Consider the following 16,986-nt stretch of genomic DNA (forward strand, 5'->3'; position numbering starts at 1 on the left):
CTGGGTCACCGACTTCGGTTCCACGAACGGCTCCGACGTCCGCAGCGACGACGGCCAGACGACCGAGCTGGTCGCCGGCGAGCGCGTGCTCCTCGACGACGCCGACCGCGTCCGCATGGGCAACCGCAGCTTCACCATCAGCCTCCTGCTAGGTACAGACAGCAGCGCCGGAGAGAGAGCATGACAGGACCCCGTCTCGCCCCGCCCCGTGTCCCCTCCGGAAGGCTCCCGGTCCAGGCCCCGCCGGAGCTGCAGCCGAACGACGGCGGCATCGGGATTCTCGGGTCGCTGCTGCCCATGCTCGGCAGCGTCGGCGCGATCGTCATGGTCACCATGTCGAACCAGTCCGTCACGGGTCTGCTCACCGGCGGCATGTTCCTGCTGTCCTCGCTCGGCTTCGTCGCCGTCAACGGCTGGCGCCAGCGCTCCCAGCGGCAGGCGGCCACGCTCGGTGCCCGGCGTGAGTACCTGGCGTACCTGACCGAGCTGCGGCAGACCGTCCGCGTCGCCGCCCGCCAGCAGCGCCGCTCCGCGAACTGGCATCTGCCGGCGCCGTCGACCCTGCCGTACCTCGCGGAGGAGCGCACCCGCGTCTGGGAGCGCGGCGTCAACGACCCCGACTTCCTGTCTGTCCGCGTAGGGGTCACCGATCAGCCGCTGTGCGTCACGCTCGAAGCTCCGGAGCTCCCGCCGCTGGCGCAGCTCGACCCCGTCGCCGCCTCGGCCGCGCACCGCTTCATGCTGACGCACGAGGTCCAGAAGAACCTCCCGCTCGGCGTCACCCTCCGCGACTACGCCCGCATCGAGATCACCGGTGATGAGGACGAGACGCGAGCGCTCGCGAGGGCCATGCTGCTGCACGCGGCCACCATGCACGACCCCGACGTGCTGCAGATCATCATCGCCGCGGACACCGGCGTGCTCCCGCAGTGGGAGTGGGCCAAGTGGCTGCCGCACACGCACTCGCGCACCGTGCGGGACGGCCTCGGCGCCGCCCGCATGATCGGCTCGCAGCTGTCCGAGCTCGAGGACATGCTGCCTCCCGAGGTGCGCGAGCGCTCGCGCTTCGCCCGCGACGGCTCCGGACCGAAGACGCCGCACATCGTCATCGTCACGGACGGCGCCACGACGTCGTTCAACGACGCCCTCGTCACCGGCGACGGCGTCCAGGGTGTGACCGTGATCGACCTGCCCGCCCGGTGGGGTGACCTCGACGACCCGAACGCCCTGCGCATCGCGTTCGAGACCGGCGGTGCCGGCACGCGCGCCGAGCTCGTCAGCCTGCAGGTGCCCGCACGCCCGTTCGAGGCCGACGCGATCACCATCGTCGAAGCCGAGGCGACCGCCCGCCGGCTCATCGCCCTGTACTCGGGCGGCACCGCGATCGCGAGCAAGAAGAGCGCGACCGGCCAGGCCGAGCTCGTCGAACTCCTCGGTCTTCCCGACGTGCGCGACCTCGACCTCGACGCCGCGTGGGCACCGCGCCTGGAGCGCGACCGGCTCCGCGTGCCGATCGGCCAGACCGAGGACGGCAGCCCGCTCATCCTCGACATCAAGGAATCGGCGCAGCAGGGTATGGGCCCGCACGGCCTCATCATCGGTGCCACCGGCTCGGGGAAGTCGGAGGTGCTCCGCACGCTCGTGCTCGCGCTCGCGATGACCCACTCGCCGGAGCAGCTCAACTTCGTGCTCGTCGACTTCAAGGGTGGCGCGACGTTCGCCGGCATGGCCGACATGCCGCACGTCTCGGCCATCATCACGAACCTCGGCGAGGAGATCTCCCTCGTCGACCGCATGCAGGACGCGCTCCAGGGCGAGATGGTGCGCCGCCAGGAGCTGCTGCGGGCCACCGGTCCGTTCGCCAACGTGGCCGACTACGAGAAGGCGCGTCGCGGCGGCCGCACCGACCTGGCGCCGCTGCCGGCCCTGCTCATCGTCGCCGACGAGTTCTCCGAGCTCCTGTCGGCCAAGCCGGAGTTCGTCGACACGTTCGTCAACATCGGCCGGCTCGGCCGCTCGCTGCAGGTGCACCTGCTGCTGTCCTCCCAGCGGCTGGAGGAGGGCAAGCTGCGCGGCCTCGACACGCACCTCTCCTACCGCATCGGTCTTCGGACGTTCTCGGCGGCCGAGTCCCGCACGGTCCTCGGCGTGCCGGACGCCTATCACCTGCCCACGCAGCCGGGCGCCGGCATCCTGAAGTCCGACACCGAGACGATGACCCAGTTCCGCGCCGCGTACGTGTCCGGACCACCGCCGCGTCGTCGTCGGCGGGCCTCGTCCGGCTCCGGCCAGAGCACGGGTTCGACCGCGGTCGAGCTGTTCACCGCAGCGCCGGTGTGGCGGGCGGAGGCGCCGGTGGACGAGCCGGAGGTCGTGGTCGACGCCGAACCGGAGGAGAAGCGCAACACCTTCGAGATCGCGGTCGAGTCCATGAAGGGACGTGGCCCCGCGGCGCACCAGGTGTGGCTGCCGCCGCTGGTGACACCGGCCACCCTCGACCAGCTCTTCGGCGACCTCGTCGAGGACCCGGCGCTCGGTCTCGTCTCCCCGCGCTGGCGGAAGGCGGGAGCGCTCACGGTCCCGCTCGGCATCGTCGACGTGCCGCTGGAGCAGCGCCGCGAGAACCTCGCGGTCTCCCTCGGCGGTGCGGCCGGCCACATGGCCATCGTCGGCGCGCCTCTGAGCGGCAAGAGCACGCTCGCGCGGACGACGGTCGCCGCCCTGGCGCTCACGCACACGCCGCAGGAGGTGCAGTTCTTCGTCATCGACTTCGGCGGCGGCAGCTTCACCGGCATGCAGGACTTCACGCACATCAGCGGCGTCGCGACCCGGTCCGAGCCGGACGTCGTCCGCCGCACGGTGGCTGAGGTCACCAGCCTGCTGAACGCCCGCGAGGTGTACTTCCGGCAGCACGGCATCGACTCGATCGACGCCTACCGGCAGCGCCGCGGGCAGGGACTGGCCGACGACGGCTACGGCGACATCTTCCTCATCGTGGACGGCTGGGGCACGCTCCGCGCCGAGTTCGAGATGCTCGAGCCGCAGATCCAGGCGATCGCCGCCCGCGGTCTGACCTACGGCGTCCACGTCGTGATCACGGCGGCGCGCTGGATGGAGATCCGGGCCAACATCAAGGACCTCATCGGCACCCGCATCGAGCTGCGTCTGGGCGACCCGACGGACTCCGAGGTCAACCGCAAGGCGGCGGAGAACGTCACGGCCATCCCCGGCCGTGGCCTCAACGACCGCGGTCTGCAGATGCTCACGGCGCTGCCGCGTGTCGACGGCGTGGACGACGCGTCGAGCCTGCCGGACGGGATCGACGACCTCGTGGCCCGCGTCGCGGCGGCGTGGCACGGACCCGCCGGGCCCAAGCTGCGCCTGCTGCCCTCGCGCATCAGCCATGCCGATCTGCGCGCCGTCGCGGCCGCGCAGTCGCCGGACGGCGCGGAGCCCCGCGAACTCCTGCTGGGCATCGACGAGGCGAACCTCGCCCCGTTCTCGATCGATCCGGTCGCCGAGCCGCTGCTGTATCTGTACGGCGACGCGGACTCCGGCAAGTCGTCGATGCTCCGCGGCGTCGTGCACGAGATCACGCGTCTGTACGGGCCGACCGAGGCGAAGATCTTCGTCGTCGACTACCGTCGTGCCCTGCTGGGAGAGATCCCGCAGGAGTACCTCGGCGCCTACCTCACGTCGCACGAGATGACCGAGGGCGGGATGAACGAGCTCGCGCAGTTCTTCCGGAGCCGCATCCCCGGACCCGACGTCACCCCCGACCAGCTCCGCAGCCGTTCGTGGTGGAAGGGGGCGGAGGGATTCGTCCTCGTCGACGACTACGATCTCGTGGCGACCTCGCAGGGCAACCCGGTCGCGGTCCTCGCGCCGCTGCTTGCGCAGGCGGCCGACCTCGGCCTTCACGTGATCCTCACCCGCCGCACCGGCGGGGCGAGCCGCGCCGCGTACGATCCGATCATCCAGCGCATGACCGACCTGGGCGCGACCGGCATCCTGCTCTCGGGCAGCCCCGAGGAGGGCCAGCTCATCGGCAAGGTGAAGGCTGTTCCCGCGATCCCGGGCCGTGCGCAGATCGTCAGCCGCGATCGGGGCTTGGTCTCCGCGCAGCTGCTGTGGGTGCCGCCGAGCTACGAGTGACAACCGAGGAGAGACCGAGATGACCTTCGAACCGATGCCGGCCGCAGCGCCGATGGTCCCGCCCGTGCTGTACCTGCCCCTGAGCGTGACGTCGACGCCCGAGGAGCAGCTCGTCGAGATCCGCGAGTTGAAGGACGGCCGGCGTGCACTGCTCGCCTACACCGCGCTCGACCGGCTGCTGGAGCTCGCCGGCGAGCGGCAGCCCTGGGTGCTGGTGCGCACGGAGGACCTCGGTCAGATCAAGGAGGCGCAGCCCTACGACGTCGTGATCTTCGACCTCGACGTGCCCGCGTCCTACCGCCGGAACGGAGCCATCGCATGAGCCGCATCGCGATGGACCCGGAGGTGATGGCCGTCCATGCGGACATGCACGAGGAGGCGGTCGAGCTCATCGAGACGAAGCTCTCCGGCATTCCGACGGCCGTCGACGGCGGGCTCGCCTCCGATACGGTCGCCGCGATCATGCAGCGGGTGGGGGAGGGCGTCGACGCCCTCTACCGGATCAACGGCACCCTCGGAGAGATCGTGCGCGCCATCGCCGACGACGCGGAGACGAACGAGCAGGACGTCATCGACCAGCTCGACCCGGTCGCGGCCATCGTCGAGGACCTCTGATGACGATCGACACGACCACGTACGGCGACGCCGACCAGGTGCAGGCGGCCGCGGACTGGCTCGACCCCGACCTGAAGGACGCCGCAGACGCCTCCTCGAACGTCACGACGTTCATCCCGACCGGCGTGCGCGGGCACTGGTACGGCGAGTCGGCGGACGACTACATCACGATCCTCTCGCGCACCACCGACGCCGCGAAGGAGATCAAGGACCTCGCCCGTGACGCCGCCGAGAAGCTCCGGTCGTACGCGGGGCAGCTGAGCCGGATGCGGGACGACTTCGAGAAGCACCGCAACAATGCGCGGGCGGCGGGGCTTCCGGTCAACGGCATGATCATCGGCCGGCCGGTGTCTCTGATCCCGGTATGCCCCACGTCGCGGGACGACCCTTACTGGGACGAGTGGCAGGAGCACCTCGACCGCATCGAGCTGTACAACGAGATCGCCGCCGACGTCGGCTCCTGGTGGGGCGAGCTCGAGGTCTGGATCAGCGAGAACCTCGACGGCTTCCTCGGGACCATGCCGAGCCAGTCCACGGCGGACCAGATCCTCGCGGGACTCGGGAAGGCGGGCGGGGAGCTGCCGAAGGCCTACCTCGAAGGACAGAAGCTCGCCTGGGAGGGAACGGCGGCTGACTTGGTGACTCACGCGGGAGAATTGCGTGAAGGCGCTTCGGACTTCGTTCGTGAGCTGCGCTCCGGTAACCCCGCGGTGAAAGCGGCCGCTGAGGCGGCCAATCCGAGCGGTATGCGCTGGGCGGCGGATGAAGCTGAAGACCTGGCGCGGGGCTTCTCTCGAGCGAGCAGGGCCCTTCCGCTGGTGGGATGGGGCATCGACGCCTGGAGCTTCGGGTCCGCGATGTCATCCGGGGACGACCCGTCGGCCACGGGCATCCAGATACTCGCCGGTGCCGGAGCCGCCGCAGGAGTCGGGGCGCTCGCAACGGCCGGGGTCATCACCGCCCCGGTGTGGGGTACGGCGCTGCTGGCCACAGGTGCGGCGTTCGCGGTCGGAGCCGGTGCGGTTTGGGCGTACGAGAGCTGGGTGCCGCAGGACGTTCGGGAGGCGATCGACGCCGGGCTGGCGGATTGCTGGGATGCGACCGCCGACTTCGCCGAAGACGCGTGGGAGAACACCAGCGATTTCGTCGGCGACGTCGGACACAACATCGGCAAGGCGTGGAAGGGTCTGTTCGGGTGATACCGCAGGAGAAGACGAACTCGGAGACCATCTGGGTCCGCGGTCATGCTGGCTGGCAAGGTCAGCAACGTGCGACGACGGGTCTGGTCGTCTTTGCAGTAGTGTTCAGCCTCTTCGCGCTCCTGTTCAGCATGATCCTGTTCGCTGACCCGGCACCAGCGCTGAAGCTGGTGGGTGTCGGCGTTCTCGCCGCGGTCGCTGTGGGAATCTGGTTGCTGGTGGCCCACATCCGAGTACCTCGCACGCGGATCGTCCGGGTCTCGGTGGCCGGTCCGGAGGTCGTCTTCGCCGGTGTCGGTGCGATCATCTGGCCACTGCGCGCCTTCGCTCCCGTCGGAGCGATCCTCCTCGCGAGCGGGGTATGGAGTGTCTTCACGTCGTCACCGGACACGGTCACGCTGCGCACCCTCCTGGGCATTCTCCTGATCGGCCTGATCATGTCGATCGCCGGTACATGGTTCTGGTTTCGCGCCCCTGCGGCACATCGTCTGATACTCCGCCCCGAGGGGCTGGACCTGCGAATCCCGCGCAACAATGCGAGCTTGAAATGGGAAGACGTGACCGGTGCTTCCCTTGAACGCAACCGTGTCTTCCTGCGGACGGCGACCGTGCGGCCCTCATCTTGGGCGGTCACGGACCTCGCCAGCGACCCGGTCCTCTTGGCTGAGCTCGTCACGTTCTACGCGAAACGACCCGAGGCCCGTGCGGAGATCGGTGCGGGCACGCTCGCCCGTCTGCGGTCCGGGGAGTTCTAGGAACCGCTTTCCGCGCTTCAGGGTTCGCCGGTGTGATCCTCGCGGGTTCGTCGCCAGGGCGTCAGTCCGTGAGGCGGAACGCGATGCTCGCGGTCTGTTCCGGGTCCTCGAACCGAATTGTTCCGGAGGTGAAGTTCGGACGACGTGCGCAAATACGGCATTCGGAAATGAGCCTCGGAGGTGAGCCATGAGGTGTCAGTTCGCGAGACGGAACTCGATGTTCACGGTTTGTTCCGGGTCCTCGAACCGGATCGTGCCCGACGTGAAGTCGACTTGCAGTCCCGCGGGGTCAACGGCGAAGCCGTCGTTGGTGGCTTCGTCGAATCGTAGGACAAGCGGTGGGTCGTCGGAGAACGTCTGCCAGGTTCCTCGTCCGTGGAACTCGGCCGAATCAGTACGCCAGATGAGGACAAGTGCGGCTGATCGTAGGGTGCGTGGCGTTGAGCCTTGGCGGTGAGTCATAAGCGTCAGTCCGTGAGGCGGAATTCGATGCTCGCGGTCTGTTCCGGGTCCTCGAAGCGAGTTGTTCCGGAGGTGAAGTTCGGACGACGTGCGCTGGGTTCGACAACGAATCCAGCGTTTGTTGCTTCGAGGAAGCGCAAGATGACCTCTTCACCGTCGCTGGAGAGGCGCCAGGAACCGGAGCCGCGGAAGTCGTTTTGCGTGTCTCGGTACTGGAGGGGGTTGAAGGAGGCATCGGTCATCGTGAATGTGCCGTCGCGGTTGATCGTGAGGGTGCCGTTGTCGTCGCCGACCGCTTCCCAGACGCCGACGGGAGAGGTGATGTGTGGGGCGTGGGTGCAGCCGGCGAAGCCGAGCATCCCGATCAGGACAAGTGAAACGGCCGCGATCATGCGGGGCGGCCTGATCTTGAAGGTCATGGGTACACCGTTTCGGTCCAGACGATGGTCTGATGCTGGGGCGCGAACCCCCCGTTGCTAGCGTAGGCCGACGTCATGGCGGCCTCCACGAAGGGCACGTGGGCGCCGCCTGTGCCGGGAATGCGCGTTGCGGAGTCGATGGTCGTGTCGTTGTTGATGACATACGTGACCGGCACGCCCCCGTCTGGTTGGGACTCTCCGGCATGCACCTCCAGCTCATATGAGCCGAGGAAGGACTCGGGGAGGTTTTGGCGATCGAGCAGCGGACTGGGGAACCCGCTCGTGACGGCATTGAAGCCGTCTTGGACGAGGACCGCTGGGTTGTGGCTGATGACACGGTTGAGGTCGAGGGGTTCCCCGTCGGCTGCGAGATCACCGCTTCGGAGCGCATCGAGTACGCGCACGCGAGCGCCGTTGATGTGGTCGCTGTGCATCAGGGCGGTGACGAAGGGATCGTCGGGTCCCCCGGAGACCCCCGCCCCGAATCCACGCTAACGAGGAGGAGGACGACGGTGAAGAGAACGGGGACGCTGTATACCGGTGGCTCAGCGGGCGCCGGCGGCGTCGGCGAGATGACGCGCCTCGTGGCCGAGGACCTTCACGATGATCCCGTGGCGCCGGAGTTCAGCGACGGTGCGCGCGCCCTCTTCGGCGTCGAGTCCCAGGGCCCGGATGTTCGCCACCACGACCACGTCTCCGGTCCGGAGCGTCGAGATGAGCCGCGCGAGGCGGTCGTTCCAGCTCTCCAGGATGTCCGGCGCCGGGTGACGGAAGCCCTCGATGGGCACGCCGAAGCGGGTGAGGTCGGCGCGCTGCTCGACGACCGACGGCATGCCCTCACGAGCGACGACGAGGCCGACCAGGCGGGAGCCCGCGGGACGCGCCGTCCAGAAGTTGCGGTTCTGCTGCAGCTCGGTGAAGCACTTCGGGCACTTCGCTGCGTCGTGCGGGAGATGGAGCGGGCTCGTCAGCGCATCGTCGAGAGACGGCGTCGTGCCAGCCGGGTCAATCGTGTCGCTCATCCCGCACCTCCGCCCTCTATTCTGCCCTGCCGAGGCGTCCCGCGGCGACCGGATCAGAGCAGTCCGAGGGCACGGACCGCCTCCCGCTCCTCCACGAGCTCCGCGACCGAGGCGTCGATGCGCGCGCGGGCCCGGTTGTCGATCTCCAGGCCTTCCACGATGTGCCACTCGCCGTCGACGGACTGCACGGGGAACGAGGAGACGAGGCCCTCCGGGACACCGTACTCCCCGCGCGAGACGACGGCGGCGGAGGTCCAGTCCTCGGTCCCGCGGACCCAGTCGCGCACATGGTCGATCGTCGCGCTCGCGGCGGAGGCGACGGAGGACGACCCGCGGACCTCGATGATCTCCGCGCCGCGCTTGGCGACCCGGGGGATGAACGTCTGGTCCAGCCACGCCGGGACGTCGCCGACGATCCGCTCCAGGGCATCCTGCACGGGCTTCCGACCGACGGTCGCATGCGACACGTCGGGGAACTGCGTGGCCGAGTGATTGCCCCAGATGGGCACCCGCCGCACCGTGTGCACGGGGGCGCCGAGCGTCTGGGCGAGCTGGGCCCGTGCGCGGTTCTCGTCCAGCCGCGTGAGGGCGGTGAAGCGGTCGGCGGGCACGCCGTCGGCCGCCGCGGAGGCGATCAGGGCGTTCGTGTTGGCGGGGTTGCCCACCACGGTCACGCGGACGCCGGGGGCGGCGTTCGCGGCGATGGCGGCGCCCTGCGGCCCGAAGATGCCGCCGTTCGCGGCCAGGAGGTCGCCGCGCTCCATGCCGGGACCGCGGGGGCGGGCGCCCACGAGCAGGGCGAGGTCGCAGCCGTCGAAGCCGACCGCGGCGTCATCGGTCACCTCCACGTGCTCGAGCAGGTCGAATGCGCCGTCCTGGAGCTCCAGCGCCGCGCCCTCCGCTGCGCCGAGCCCCTGCGGGATCTCCAGCAGCCGCAGCCGCACCTTCTCATCCGGACCGAGCATGTCGCCGGCGGCGATGCGGAAGAGGAGCGCGTAGCCGATCTGTCCGCCCGCGCCGGTGATGGTGATCGTGGTGGCCATGTCACGAGCCTACGTCCGTCGCGGTGTCGGCGCGCGGAGTACCCTCGACGCATGACGTTCAATCCCGACGCCGACCTCTCCCGCAACACCACGCGCCGTCGCGGACGCACGGCCGCGATCGCGGGCGGCTCCGGCGTCGGCGTGCTCGCCCTCCTCGCCCTCATCGCCGGCCCTCTGCTGGGCATCGACCTGAGCGGTCTCGTCGGCGGCGCGCCCGGGGGTGGGAGCGAGCCCGCCGGCGGTTCGGCCATCCAGAACTGCGACAGCGGTGCCGACGCGAACGCGAACGTCGACTGCCGCATGGCGGGGGCACAGCTCGCGCTCGACGCCTTCTGGGAGGACAACATGGAGGGGTACCAGGCTCCGCAGCTCATCGTCGTCGACGGAGCCACCTCCACGCAGTGCGGCACCGCGTCCAACGCGGTCGGACCGTTCTACTGCCCGCCGGAGGAGACCGTCTACATCGACCCCACGTTCTTCCAGCTCATGCAGCAGCAGTTCGGGGCCTCGGCCGGGAACCTCGCGCAGCTCTACATCGTCGGGCACGAGTGGGGTCATCACATCCAGAACCTCCTCGGGGCGATGGAGCGGTACCCGAACAACGGGACGGGTCCCGGCAGCAACGGCGTGCGCATGGAGCTGCAGGCCGACTGCTACGCCGGCGGCTGGCTCGGCCGCGCGACCGAGCAGACCGACGCCGACGGCGATCCGTACCTCGAGAAGCCGACGGAGGAGCAGATCCGCGACGCCCTGAACGCGGCGTCGACCGTCGGCGACGACCACATCCAGGAGCAGTCCGGGCAGGTGAACCCGGAGACCTGGACCCACGGCTCCAGCGAGCAGCGTCAGCGCTGGTTCGCGGAGGGATACCAGAACGGGCTCGAGGCGTGCGAGCAGGTGTTCACCCTCCCCGCCGATCAGCTCGACCCGTAGACCCGGCGCTCCCGCCGTTGTCAGATAACGTGGACTCGGCAGGACCGCACGACCGGTTGGGGGACCGAACATGACGAACGCCGAGGGGCTCTATCCGCCCATCGAGCCGCACGAGACCGGAGTGCTGCTCGTCGGCGACGGGCATCGCGTGGCCTGGGAGATCAGCGGCAACCCCGAGGGTAAACCCGTCGTGTTCCTCCACGGAGGTCCCGGCAGCGGCACCTCGCCGTGGCAGCGGCAGTTCTTCGACCCCGAGGTCTACCGCATCGTCCTCCTCGACCAGCGCGGCTGCGGCCGCAGCACGCCGTCCGCCGCGGAGCCGGAGGCCGATCTCCGGCACATCACGACCGCGCACCTCATCGCCGACCTCGAGCTCCTGCGCAAGAATCTCGGCATCGAGACGTGGCAGGTGTTCGGCGGGTCCTGGGGGAGCGCCCTCGCGCTCGCCTACGCCCAGACGCACCCCGATGTGGTCTCCGAGCTGATCCTGCGCGGGATCTTCACGCTCCGTCGCGCCGAGCTCGAGTGGTTCTACGAGGGCGGGGCGGCGGCGCTGTTCCCCGACCTGTGGGAGGACTTCATCGCGCCGATCCCGGTCCTGGAGCGCTCCCGGATGATCGAGGCGTACCACCGGCGGCTGTTCGACCCGGACCCGGCGGTCCATGAACCGGCGGCCCTCGCGTGGGCGGCGTGGGAGGCGGCGACCGTCACGCTGCGCCCCGACCCGGAGCAGATCGCGGCGATGGCTGATCCCCGTCGGGCCGTCGCTTTCGCACGCATCGAGAACCACTTCTTCGTGCACCGCGGCTGGTGGGCCGAGGGACAGCTGCTCGCGGGGATCGACGCCATCCGGCACATCCCGACCGTGATCGTGCAGGGCCGCCACGACGTGGTCACGCCGATGATGACGGCGTGGGACCTGCACCGTGCCTGGCCGGAAGCCGACTTCCAGGTGATCGATGACGCGGGGCACTCGGCCGCCGAACCCGGCATCCGCGCGGCTCTCCGCGCCGCGACCGATCGGTTCCGCCCCGAGGGCTGACGCGTTCCCCTCAGGCGCGGAGCGCGCGCAGCAGTGTCTTCACGAGGCCGAGGGTGCCGCCGTTCGCACGATGGCGGGTGAGACCCTCGCTCACAGCGGCACCGGTGCGGGAGGAGGCGAACCACGGCGGCTTCGGGAGGATGGTCATCCGCCCTCCGCCGTTCGCGACGGGAAGCGAGCGCGGGAACGGCCGGAACGGGCCGCGCAGCACGGAGCGCTCCACCCGATCCAGGAGCAGGGCGTTGTGGACGACGCCGATGCCGCTGCCGACGTCATCGATCGTGCCGCCGGGGAACGCGCCCCAGGTGAGCGTCGGCGTGATGAATCCGAAGGCGGTCCAGCCGTTGATCGCGATCGAGCCGTAGTGCAGGGCGGTGAGTGCGCGCTCGAACCCGCTGCCGAGCGCCTTCTCGGTCGCCGGGTCGATGAGCAGGTTCGCGCCGAGCGTGCCCTGCAGCTTCTCGTTCGCGTGGGCGACCGCCGCGTCGAGGAACTCCTGGCCCGTGCCGGGCAGGGGCACCACGCCGAGGACCGGGGCGAAGTACTCCGTGTTCTCGAGGGCGGCCGCGTCGTCGTCGGCATCGATCTCGACGAGGAGCCGGTCGCCGAGCACGAGGGCGTCCGGGTAGTCGTCCGCAGCGGTCTGCATGCGGGAGGGGGCACCGGGATACCAGATGGGGCGCTCCGGAGCGGTGGCGTAGGCGCGGCGCAGTTCGGCGCGGAAGTCGTCGGCCTGGTCCCAGTCCGCGGAGAGGATGACGACCTGCCCCGCGATGCAGTTGTGGCCGCTGTTCTGCAGGCGCATGGTCGCGATGTGCTCGGCCTGGTATGCGAGGTCGGCGGCCGTCCACTTCCCCGGCACGACGATGATGGGGGAGACCCCGCCGAGCTCCGCGGTGATGGGCTTCTTCAGCAGCGGGCGGTTCTCGCGACGGCGGCGCTTCGTCGCGGCGGCCCCCTCGCCGGTCGACGGTCCCCAGACGATGGTGTCGAAGGTCGCCGCCGAGCCGGTGATGTGCACGTGGGCGAGGCCGGGGTGCTGGGTGAGGTAGGCGCCGGCGGCGGGGCCCCCGCGCACGATCCGCAGCAGGCCCGGCTCGATGAGCGGGGCGAGCGCGCGCTTGTAGACGGGGACCAGGGCGTCCTGCGTGGGGTTGACCTTCAGCAGCGCGGTGCGGTTGTGGGCGAGCAGTTCGTAGAGCACGTCCAGCACGGGGATGGAGGTCACGTTCCCGGCGCCGAGCACGAGTCCGACGCCCCCGGACACCGTCGGCGTGCGCTGCGCCAGGCCGGCGGTCGCCCTCGCGGTGTTCGGCGTGGTCCCTGGTTCGAGCCAGACCTCGCCGGTGAATCCGGACAGCAGGAACCGGTCGATGCCGGTGAGGGGGAAGGCGTGTACGCGGGCACGGCCGCCGGGCGCGCGGTCGACCCGGATGCCGTCGAGCGGATTCGCGCCGTTCGCGATGCGGGTGAGCGTGGCGATCGAGGCGTCCAGTGCTCCGAGGACGCTGTACGGACCGCTCAGCCACTCCTCGCCGCGGAGCGGATGCCGCGCGTCCAGCCCCTTGGAGGCGGCGGCGATCGTCGCCCAGTCTTCGGCAGTCGCAGCGACGCTCGTGCGGACCTGGCGCAGCAGCGTCACGCGCTGCGCCACGGTGAGCGCGGTCCATACCGCGGTCCCCGTCTGCAGGTCGGCGACGGCGGCGTCGAGTCGCTCCTTCTCGCCCTCGCCGAGGGCGGGAGCGGCAGGCGCGGTCGTGGGCGCAGAAGTCATCGGCGTCTCCTTCGAACGGGCTTTCAGCTTAGGCGTCCGCGCGGAGATCCGCCGAGTGCGAGGCTGATCAAATGATCGACAGCTCGCGCAGCTTCGATTCCACGTCGGCGTTCGACGGCTCGACGTGGTGCGAGGCGTCCGGGTAGACCACGACGGGGATGTTCGTTCGGCCGGAGATGTCCTTCGCGATGTCCGCGGCGGCAGGGTCGGCGACCAGGTCGACGTACGTGTACGCGACGCCGAGCTCGTCGAGCTGCTTCTTCGTGCGGATGCAGTCGCGGCACCAGTCGGCGCCGAACATCGTGATGGTGTCGGAGGCGGGGTTGGTCATGCCACCAGCCTACGTCCGTGGGGGAGGGTTGGCTCCGAAGAAGCCCGCCAGTGCGGCGGCGAGAGGTTCGGGCGCCTCCTCAGCCATGTGGTGCCCGCTGTCGATGCCGTGGCCGCGGACATCGTCGGCCCAGTCCCGGCAGATGCGGAGGGGGTCGCCGTAGAGCTCCTCGAGATCGTCACGTTCGGACCACAGCACGAGGGCCGGCATCCGGAGCCGACGCCCGGCGGCGCGATCGGCCTCCTCGTGCGCGCGATCGATCGTGAGCCCGGCACGGTAGTCCTCGAGCATCGCCCGGACGACCGACGGCTGCCGCACCGCCTGCAGGAACTCGGCGTGGTTCGCCGCGCCCATCGTCGCCGGGTCGGCCTTGGGGGCGTACCAGGCCTCCGGGTCCGCGCCGATGGCGCGCTCCGGGATGTCCGGCTGGGCGAAGAAGAACCAGTGCCACCAGTGCGCGGCGAAGGTCGTGTCGCAGCGTCGGAGGTGCTCCGAGATCGGCAGGCAGTCCAGCAGGGCGACCTGTTCGACGGTCTCCGGGTGATCGAGGGCGAGTCGGAGCGCGACGTAGCTGCCGCGGTCATGACCCACGAGGCGGAAGCGCTCATGGCCGAGTCGCTCGGCGACGGTGCGGATGTCGCGGGCGACGGCGCGTTTGGAATGGGCCGCATGATCGGCGGTGGGCGCCGGGCCGCGGGAACGCCCGTATCCGCGCAGGTCGGGGCAGATCACCGTGAAGCCGCGCTCTACGAGCACCGGGGCCACCCGATGCCAGGTCGCCGAGGTGCGGGGGTGACCGTGCAGGAGCACCACGGGCGGTCCCGAGCCCCCGTGACGCACGAGGATGTCGGCTTCATCGGTCGGGATCCGCGCGGTCGTGAAGCCGGGGAACAGCGCGTCGTCGTCAGTGCTTGTCCCGTCCACGGACCCAGGATGGCGCGCGGTGCCGTCCTGGTAAAGGCGTTGACGAGCGCCGTCGTCGAAGGCTAGTCGCTCTTGAAGGTAAGGGTAGCCTTACCTATAGTGGAGGCATGAGCAGCGCGTGCGAGCACCTGGAGGATCCGGACTGGGAAGCGATGGAAGGAGCGGTGCTCATCGCCGGGGATGCGGCCGATGCCGGAGCCATCGCGCGCGTCGCGTCGCGCCTCCCGTGGGATGCGCACGGCGTCATCCTCATCGAAGCGGCGGTCCGCATCCCGTTCCGGCACATCGATGTCCCCCCGGGGGTCTCGGTCCGCTGGCTCGTGCGGGCCGAGGGGACGCGCGCCCACGCGCGTGGCGAGCGCCTCGCGAACGCCGTCTACGCGTGGTGTCTGGAGTGGACGTGCAGCGAGCCCCCGGAGCACTGGACGGTGTGGCTCGGTCCGCACACGCCGCCGCACGTGGCGCGGATGGCGCGTAGCCTCCTCGGCGTCGCGAACTGACCCCGCCTCAGCGGGTCGCGCCGACCGCGGATGCCGTGGCGTTGGCGGTGATCGCGTCGAGCGCGCGGCGGAGCGCCGAGCTCGACGTGTGCGCGGTGTACGGGAAGTACACGACCTCGACGCCCACCTCCGCGAACTCGCTCTCCAGCCGGAGGCCCTTCTCGGTGCCGCGCCAGTCGTCGCCCTTGAAGAAGTGGGTGAAGCGCACGTCGCGCCACGAGTCCATCTTCGACGGCGTCGTCTCGACGTAGACGTCGTCGACGAAGGAGATGTGCCGGACGATCTCGGCACGTTCGGCGGTCGGGATGACCGGCTCGATCCCCTTGACCTGACGCAGCATCTCGTCGCTCACGACGCCGGCGATCAGGATGTCGCAGTGCTGTTTAGCGTGTCGCAGCAGATTCAGGTGCCCGACGTGAAACAGGTCGAAAGCTCCGACGGCATAGCCGATACGCGTCCCCATGATCTCCCCAGATCGATCATTCCCCAGTCGAACGGATCCCCACCCGTTCGGCGCGACTCCCACAGCCGCAGACGACACTCTAGCAGGAACGTGTCCTGCAGCCCATAGGAACCCATGGAACGATGGATGCCGGAGCCGATGGGGCTGCGGAACGACGAAGGGGACCACGTTGGGGGCAGGGGTCACGGTCATCGTGCCGACGTACAACGAGCGCGACAACGTCGCCGAGCTCGTGGAGCGCACGGCCGCAGCCTTGGCGGGACGGGACGCCGAGATCCTCTTCGTCGACGACAGCAGCGACGACACCACGGCCGAGGTGGAGCGCGTCGCGGTCGACGCCCCGATCCCGGTGCGGGTGATCCATCGCTCGGACAACATCGGAGGCCTCGGCGGAGCGGTCGTCGTCGGCCTGGGCGCCGCGGAGGCCGATGTCTGCATCGTGATGGACGGCGACCTCCAGCATCCCCCCGAGCTGCTGCCGACACTGCTGGACCGCTTCGCGGACGGCGACGCGGACGTGGTCGCGGCCTCCCGCTACGTCGGCGGCGGAGACACGAGCGGCCTGGGAACGGCCGTGCGCTTCGGCGTGTCCCGCGCCGCGACGTGGCTGACCCGCGCGATGTTCCCCCGGCGGCTCGCCCGGAGCACCGACCCGATGACCGGGTTCTTCCTCGTCGACCGGCGTCGCCTGCGGCTGGATGCGCTGCAGCCGCAGGGCTTCAAGATCCTCCTGGAGATCCTCGCCCGGACGGATCTGCGGATCGCGGAGATCCCGATGGAGTTCGCCGAGCGTCGACACGGCACCTCGAAGGCGAGCCTGCGCCAGGGGGCCACGTTCATCGCTCATCTCGCACGGCTGCGGTTCGGGAAGATGTCGCTGTTCGCGGCGATCGGCGTGCTCGGCGCCATCGCCAACCTCGCGATCATGTGGGCCCTGACGGCGGCCGGCGTCCCCTACGTCTGGGCGGCCATCATCGGCGCCGAGGTCACGATCATCGGCAACTTCCTGCTGCAGGAGCGCTTCGTCTTCGCCGACATGCGCACCGACGCCCGCAGCGCCGGAGTGCGCTTCGCGGCGTCCTTCACGTTCAACAACGTCGAGGCGGCCCTGCGCATCCCGGTGATGGCGCTCATGGTCGAGACGTGGCACATCTCCAGCGTGCTCGCCACGGCGCTCTCGCTCGTCGTGGCGTTCTTCGCCCGATTCCTCTTCCACTCCCTCGTCGTCTACGCGCCCCGTCGGCGGCGCGAGGAGAGGGCGGCGGCGGGCGAGCCGGAGCCGGACACCGCGACGCTGCGGATCATCCGCGCCATCGATGCCGAGGCCATGAAGCCGGGCGAGCTCTAGC

The 16,986-nt window shown here is 70.1% G+C and carries 17 protein-coding genes and 1 pseudogene; 10 read left to right on the forward strand and 8 right to left on the reverse strand.

Annotation, left to right across the window (positions count from 1 at the left end; translation table 11 throughout):
- From AUV07_RS17795 to AUV07_RS08500, 6 genes and pseudogenes are all read left to right on the forward strand, one after another.
- Positions 1-184 (forward strand): annotated as a pseudogene (locus tag AUV07_RS17795) (hypothetical protein); the annotation flags it as partial.
- Positions 181-4,155, forward strand: coding sequence for a type VII secretion protein EccCa (gene eccCa / locus AUV07_RS08480; RefSeq protein ID WP_062635417.1), 3,975 nt, complete (start codon positions 181-183; stop codon positions 4,153-4,155). The pseudogene AUV07_RS17795 and the gene eccCa, both read left to right, overlap by 4 nt.
- Before the next feature lie 19 nt (positions 4,156-4,174).
- Positions 4,175-4,477: an SAV_915 family protein gene (locus tag AUV07_RS08485; protein WP_062635419.1), complete on the forward strand. Its 303-nt coding sequence runs from the start codon at positions 4,175-4,177 to the stop codon at positions 4,475-4,477.
- Positions 4,474-4,770, forward strand: a complete 297-nt coding sequence (locus AUV07_RS08490) for a hypothetical protein (protein WP_062635420.1) — start codon at positions 4,474-4,476, stop codon at positions 4,768-4,770. The genes AUV07_RS08485 and AUV07_RS08490 overlap by 4 nt, the downstream gene beginning before the upstream one ends.
- On the forward strand, positions 4,770-5,969 hold the full coding sequence (locus AUV07_RS08495) for a hypothetical protein (protein WP_062635421.1): 1,200 nt from the start codon (positions 4,770-4,772) through the stop codon (positions 5,967-5,969). Before AUV07_RS08490 ends, AUV07_RS08495 begins: the two co-directional genes overlap by 1 nt.
- Positions 5,894-6,724 (forward strand): hypothetical protein, encoded by an 831-nt coding sequence (locus AUV07_RS08500; protein WP_157523985.1) that lies wholly within the window; start codon positions 5,894-5,896, stop codon positions 6,722-6,724. The genes AUV07_RS08495 and AUV07_RS08500 overlap by 76 nt, the downstream gene beginning before the upstream one ends.
- 467 nt (positions 6,725-7,191) lie before the next feature.
- On the opposite strand, the gene AUV07_RS08505 is transcribed toward AUV07_RS08500, so the two are convergent.
- The 4 genes from AUV07_RS08505 to AUV07_RS08520 form a co-directional block, all read right to left on the reverse strand.
- Positions 7,192-7,605 (reverse strand): hypothetical protein, encoded by a 414-nt coding sequence (locus tag AUV07_RS08505; RefSeq protein ID WP_062635423.1) that lies wholly within the window; start codon positions 7,603-7,605, stop codon positions 7,192-7,194.
- On the reverse strand, positions 7,602-8,039 hold the full coding sequence (locus tag AUV07_RS08510; protein ID WP_062635424.1) for a hypothetical protein: 438 nt from the start codon (positions 8,037-8,039) through the stop codon (positions 7,602-7,604). Before AUV07_RS08510 ends, AUV07_RS08505 begins: the two co-directional genes overlap by 4 nt.
- A gap of 111 nt (positions 8,040-8,150) precedes the next feature.
- Entirely contained in the window at positions 8,151-8,627 is a 477-nt protein-coding gene (locus tag AUV07_RS08515; protein WP_025104632.1) for a dehydrogenase, read from the reverse strand.
- Positions 8,628-8,680: 53 nt separating this feature from the next.
- Positions 8,681-9,670, reverse strand: coding sequence for a malate dehydrogenase (locus tag AUV07_RS08520; protein ID WP_062635426.1), 990 nt, complete (start codon positions 9,668-9,670; stop codon positions 8,681-8,683).
- A 51-nt stretch (positions 9,671-9,721) separates the two neighbouring features.
- On the opposite strand from AUV07_RS08520, the gene ypfJ reads away from it, so the two are divergent.
- Together ypfJ and pip are read left to right on the forward strand one after the other, a co-directional pair.
- Positions 9,722-10,603, forward strand: coding sequence for a KPN_02809 family neutral zinc metallopeptidase (gene ypfJ, locus AUV07_RS08525; RefSeq protein ID WP_062635427.1), 882 nt, complete (start codon positions 9,722-9,724; stop codon positions 10,601-10,603).
- Between the two features lie 70 nt (positions 10,604-10,673).
- Entirely contained in the window at positions 10,674-11,645 is a 972-nt protein-coding gene (gene pip, locus AUV07_RS08530; protein ID WP_062635430.1) for a prolyl aminopeptidase, read from the forward strand.
- A 10-nt stretch (positions 11,646-11,655) separates the two neighbouring features.
- Here the strand turns inward: pip and AUV07_RS08535 are convergent, their stop codons facing one another.
- From AUV07_RS08535 to AUV07_RS08545, 3 genes are all read right to left on the reverse strand, one after another.
- The gene (locus AUV07_RS08535; RefSeq protein WP_062635432.1) at positions 11,656-13,419 is read right to left on the reverse strand and encodes an aldehyde dehydrogenase family protein; all 1,764 of its coding nucleotides are present in this window, start codon (positions 13,417-13,419) and stop codon (positions 11,656-11,658) included.
- Between the two features lie 67 nt (positions 13,420-13,486).
- Positions 13,487-13,750 (reverse strand): glutaredoxin family protein, encoded by a 264-nt coding sequence (locus AUV07_RS08540; protein WP_025104627.1) that lies wholly within the window; start codon positions 13,748-13,750, stop codon positions 13,487-13,489.
- Between the two features lie 9 nt (positions 13,751-13,759).
- Positions 13,760-14,674, reverse strand: a complete 915-nt coding sequence (locus AUV07_RS08545; RefSeq protein ID WP_231868226.1) for an alpha/beta fold hydrolase — start codon at positions 14,672-14,674, stop codon at positions 13,760-13,762.
- A 107-nt stretch (positions 14,675-14,781) separates the two neighbouring features.
- On the opposite strand from AUV07_RS08545, the gene AUV07_RS08550 reads away from it, so the two are divergent.
- Positions 14,782-15,174 carry an SIP domain-containing protein gene (locus tag AUV07_RS08550; RefSeq protein WP_062635434.1) on the forward strand — a complete coding sequence of 131 codons (393 nt, stop codon included), beginning with the start codon at positions 14,782-14,784 and terminating at the stop codon, positions 15,172-15,174.
- Between the two features lie 7 nt (positions 15,175-15,181).
- Here the strand turns inward: AUV07_RS08550 and AUV07_RS08555 are convergent, their stop codons facing one another.
- Positions 15,182-15,637 carry an adenylyltransferase/cytidyltransferase family protein gene (locus AUV07_RS08555; protein ID WP_060922253.1) on the reverse strand — a complete coding sequence of 152 codons (456 nt, stop codon included), beginning with the start codon at positions 15,635-15,637 and terminating at the stop codon, positions 15,182-15,184.
- Between the two features lie 169 nt (positions 15,638-15,806).
- Between AUV07_RS08555 and AUV07_RS08560 the strand changes: the two genes are divergently transcribed.
- On the forward strand, positions 15,807-16,985 hold the full coding sequence (locus AUV07_RS08560; protein ID WP_062635436.1) for a glycosyltransferase: 1,179 nt from the start codon (positions 15,807-15,809) through the stop codon (positions 16,983-16,985).
- Position 16,986: the final 1 nt, after the last annotated feature.

The organism is Microbacterium sp. CH1 (assembly GCF_001595495.1).
Taxonomy (GTDB): domain Bacteria; phylum Actinomycetota; class Actinomycetes; order Actinomycetales; family Microbacteriaceae; genus Microbacterium.

What these genes read in the sequence shown, in the direction of transcription:
- eccCa (WP_062635417.1), top strand. Translation starts at nt 181, where the DNA reads ATGACAGGACCCCGTCTCGCCCCGCCCCGTGTCCCCTCCGGAAGGCTC.
- AUV07_RS08485 (WP_062635419.1), top strand. Translation starts at nt 4,175, where the DNA reads ATGACCTTCGAACCGATGCCGGCCGCAGCGCCGATGGTCCCGCCCGTG.
- AUV07_RS08490 (WP_062635420.1), top strand. Translation starts at nt 4,474, where the DNA reads ATGAGCCGCATCGCGATGGACCCGGAGGTGATGGCCGTCCATGCGGAC.
- AUV07_RS08495 (WP_062635421.1), top strand. Translation starts at nt 4,770, where the DNA reads ATGACGATCGACACGACCACGTACGGCGACGCCGACCAGGTGCAGGCG.
- AUV07_RS08505 (WP_062635423.1), bottom strand. Translation starts at nt 7,605, where the DNA reads ATGACCTTCAAGATCAGGCCGCCCCGCATGATCGCGGCCGTTTCACTT.
- AUV07_RS08510 (WP_062635424.1), bottom strand. Translation starts at nt 8,039, where the DNA reads ATGCACAGCGACCACATCAACGGCGCTCGCGTGCGCGTACTCGATGCG.
- AUV07_RS08515 (WP_025104632.1), bottom strand. Translation starts at nt 8,627, where the DNA reads ATGAGCGACACGATTGACCCGGCTGGCACGACGCCGTCTCTCGACGAT.
- AUV07_RS08520 (WP_062635426.1), bottom strand. Translation starts at nt 9,670, where the DNA reads ATGGCCACCACGATCACCATCACCGGCGCGGGCGGACAGATCGGCTAC.
- ypfJ (WP_062635427.1), top strand. Translation starts at nt 9,722, where the DNA reads ATGACGTTCAATCCCGACGCCGACCTCTCCCGCAACACCACGCGCCGT.
- pip (WP_062635430.1), top strand. Translation starts at nt 10,674, where the DNA reads ATGACGAACGCCGAGGGGCTCTATCCGCCCATCGAGCCGCACGAGACC.
- AUV07_RS08535 (WP_062635432.1), bottom strand. Translation starts at nt 13,419, where the DNA reads ATGACTTCTGCGCCCACGACCGCGCCTGCCGCTCCCGCCCTCGGCGAG.
- AUV07_RS08540 (WP_025104627.1), bottom strand. Translation starts at nt 13,750, where the DNA reads ATGACCAACCCCGCCTCCGACACCATCACGATGTTCGGCGCCGACTGG.
- AUV07_RS08550 (WP_062635434.1), top strand. Translation starts at nt 14,782, where the DNA reads ATGAGCAGCGCGTGCGAGCACCTGGAGGATCCGGACTGGGAAGCGATG.
- AUV07_RS08555 (WP_060922253.1), bottom strand. Translation starts at nt 15,637, where the DNA reads ATGGGGACGCGTATCGGCTATGCCGTCGGAGCTTTCGACCTGTTTCAC.